Genomic DNA, 2,984 nt, shown 5'->3' on the forward strand with positions numbered 1-2,984 from the left:
GTGTGCTGCAGCAACAAGCAGAATAATGCTTGTGAGAAGCTTTATTGAAGATGAAGGAAGGTCCTTCGAAATCGGTTTTCAGGAGCAGGTTTCAAACCACCTGAAGTGGCTCTATTTAAGAGATAGGGTCATAAGCGTTAAGGAAAAATCAGTGTAAGAGCTGGAAGGTGAGGATCAGAAAGGCGAACGTAAGTGAACCACTGATGAACGTGTCGAAATCGGAAGTGAACATCGAAAGGGGGAGTGAGTCGTTCTCCTCTTAATGAGCTTACAAGAAACCTGATTACTGTGTAGGTGGTGTTCGGCAAAAAGGTGGCGCGAGTCTGATCTGGGCTTTAATAAGGAACTGCAGGAACCAGTCGATTTGATGAAAAGCGAGATAAGCAAGAGGCTAATCCTCAAGCTTTAGAGTAGCGATGCAAGTCACTGGGGCGGATCAACTCGTAGTAGTGAAGAAGTGGTTGTAATGACCATGGAGCAAAGGTGTTGAACTAGGTGACTTTAGTAAATCATTCAACTTGAAGGAGGATGAAAATGATTGAACGAACAAAGCCTTTTAACATACCAAAATCTCTAGTGTTTTTGGCTTATAAAAGAGTTAAAGAAAACAGAGGAGGGGCAGGTATTGATGATCTAACAATTGAAAAGTTTGATCAAGACTTAAGCAAGAACCTTTACAAGCTATGGAACAGGCTATCGTCTGGTAGTTATTTTCCACCTGCAGTGAAGGCTTGTGATATAACTAAGGCAGATGGAGGGACAAGGACACTTGGAATACCAACTGTCTCGGATCGTATAGCACAGGAAGTTGTAAGAAGTGTTTTAGAACCAGAGCTTGAGAAGGTATTTGATAAGGATTCATATGGTTATAGGCCAAATAAATCGGCATTAGATGCCATAGGACAAACCAGGAAGCGATGCTTCGACCAAGATTGGTTAATAGAGTTTGACATCAAGGGAATGTTTGACAACATAGACCACAATCTACTGATGAAAGCAGTCAGAAAACACACTACAAACAAATGGGTTATCTTATACATACAAAGATGGCTAAGTGCAGATATGCAACTTGAAGATGGAACAAAGATAAAGCGTCTCAGCGGAGTGCCACAGGGAGGTGTAGTTATTAAGCAATCTATTCATGCACTACAGCTTTGATGCATGGATGAGAAGAAAATATCCAAGTGTAAAGTGGGCAAGATATGCTGATGATGGTGTTATACATTGTGTAAGCAAGAGCCAAGCACAACTAATTTTAACTCAACTTGAACAGAGACTGAAGATTTGCAAATTGGAAGTAAAACATACAAAGACCAAAATCATCTATTGTCAAGATGGAAAACGAAGGGATAATCATGAGAATGTATCATTTACATTCCTAGGATATGAATTTCATAAAAGACTAGTAAGAAATAGAAAAGATGGTAGCCTATTTGTGAGCTTTACGCCAACTGTGAGTAAAGAAAGTTTGAAAAAGATGAGAAAAGAAATTAGAGGCTGGAAATTTGCTAGTAGAACAGACTTGGAAATTGAAGATATATCACGAATATGTAATCCAATCCTGAGAGGGTGGTTTAACTATTACGGGAAGCATCATATAACTGCACTAGATAGCATAATAAGAATGTTTAATAGGAAACTCAGAAAGTGGTTCCAGGTAAAGTACAAAAAGCTGAGTAGGCGTAAAACCAAAGCAGCTAAGTTACTAGAAAGAATCGCAAAGAGTAGACCAAATCTTTTTGTGCACTGGAAATTAAGTATAGGATTAGGGCAATGACTAGTGGGAGCCTTATGAGGCGAGAGTCTCGCGTAGGGTTCTGCGAGGGGCCAGGAGGGAAGTTCTCCTGGTCTACTCTCCTAGCCTTTCGCCGTATCTTTGGTACGGAAAAAAATAAAGATAGTCTTATTCACTTTCTCAATGATATCCTGGGCTTTACTGGCAAAGATAAAATAAAAGAAATAGAGTTTTTAAGCACTATAATGGATGCTGAAATTGCCTCTAAAAAACAAAGTATTGTTGATGTACTCTGCAGGGATGAAAATGGGGTACAAGTGATCGTCGAAATGCAGGTCGCTAAAACCAAAGGCTTTGAAAAACGCGCTCAATACTACGCTGCCAAAGCTTATTCAAGACAGGCCGATAAGGGTGATCAGTACCAAGATCTTAAAGAGATTATCTTCATTGCTATAGCAGATTGTATTCTATTTCCTGATAAGTCTGAGTATAAATCAAAACATACTATTCGTGATGAAGATACCAATGAACATGATTTAAAAGATTTTTATTTTACATTTATTGAGCTACCAAAATTTCCCAAGACGAAGGAAGATCAGTTGGAAAATATAGTTGAAAAATGGATTTACTTCTTCAAGTATGCAGATGAAACCAGTGAAAAGGAATTGGAAAAAATAATAGGAAGTGATGTAATAATCAAAAAAGCATATGAAGAACTAAATAGATTCAACTGGTCAGAAAAAGAATTCATTGCCTATGAACAAGAAATAAAGCGTATTCGTGATGAGAAGGCTGTCCTCGCTCAAAAACTTGATGATGCTACTGAAAAAGGCATGAAAATTGGTGAAGAGAAGGGCAGCCAAGAAGGCATCCTCATCGGCGAAGAACGCGGCATCCAAATCGGCCATGAAAAAGGCAGACAAGAGGGTAGACAAGAAGGCATCCAAATCGGCCATGAAAAAGGCAGACAAGAGAGGGAAATTGAAGTCGCAAAAAACCTACTTAAAGCCGGCGTATCTATCGACTTGATAGCTGAATCCACCGGCCTCCCTAAAGCTGAAATAAAACAACTTCAGGAAGAAATAGCCTAGCGATCTTTGTAGATTTACCACTTCTCTATTTTCGTTGTTTTCTTTACACTATAAACAAATTATGTAAATTCTATGGCTACCGTCATTCCGCTAGCAGAATCTATGCTAAGAGATACCGCGGCGGCATTGCGCCCAGTGTCTGGGCTACTTGGATGACA

The 2,984-nt window shown here is 39.3% G+C and carries 3 protein-coding genes; all 3 read left to right on the forward strand.

The genetic code is table 11. The features are described from left to right. Nucleotides 1-534 precede the first annotated feature (534 nt). Genes HET73_RS07535 through HET73_RS06815 form a run of 3 tightly spaced genes read left to right on the forward strand, consistent with a single transcriptional unit; the run spans nt 535 to nt 2,826 of the window. Complete coding sequence (locus HET73_RS07535; RefSeq protein WP_218939338.1) at nt 535-1,158, forward strand: reverse transcriptase domain-containing protein; 624 nt, start codon at nt 535-537, stop codon at nt 1,156-1,158. Beyond that, nucleotides 1,142-1,777: a group II intron maturase-specific domain-containing protein gene (locus HET73_RS09180; protein WP_218939339.1), complete on the forward strand. Its 636-nt coding sequence runs from the start codon at nt 1,142-1,144 to the stop codon at nt 1,775-1,777. The genes HET73_RS07535 and HET73_RS09180 overlap by 17 nt, the downstream gene beginning before the upstream one ends. Beyond that, the gene (locus tag HET73_RS06815; RefSeq protein WP_246210263.1) at nt 1,774-2,826 is read left to right on the forward strand and encodes an Rpn family recombination-promoting nuclease/putative transposase; all 1,053 of its coding nucleotides are present in this window, start codon (nt 1,774-1,776) and stop codon (nt 2,824-2,826) included. Before HET73_RS09180 ends, HET73_RS06815 begins: the two co-directional genes overlap by 4 nt. Nucleotides 2,827-2,984: the final 158 nt, after the last annotated feature.

Source organism: Wolbachia endosymbiont of Atemnus politus (assembly GCF_013309895.1).

What these genes read in the sequence shown, in the direction of transcription:
- HET73_RS09180 (WP_218939339.1), top strand. Translation starts at nt 1,142, where the DNA reads ATGCACTACAGCTTTGATGCATGGATGAGAAGAAAATATCCAAGTGTA.
- HET73_RS07535 (WP_218939338.1), top strand. Translation starts at nt 535, where the DNA reads ATGATTGAACGAACAAAGCCTTTTAACATACCAAAATCTCTAGTGTTT.
- HET73_RS06815 (WP_246210263.1), top strand. Translation starts at nt 1,774, where the DNA reads ATGACTAGTGGGAGCCTTATGAGGCGAGAGTCTCGCGTAGGGTTCTGC.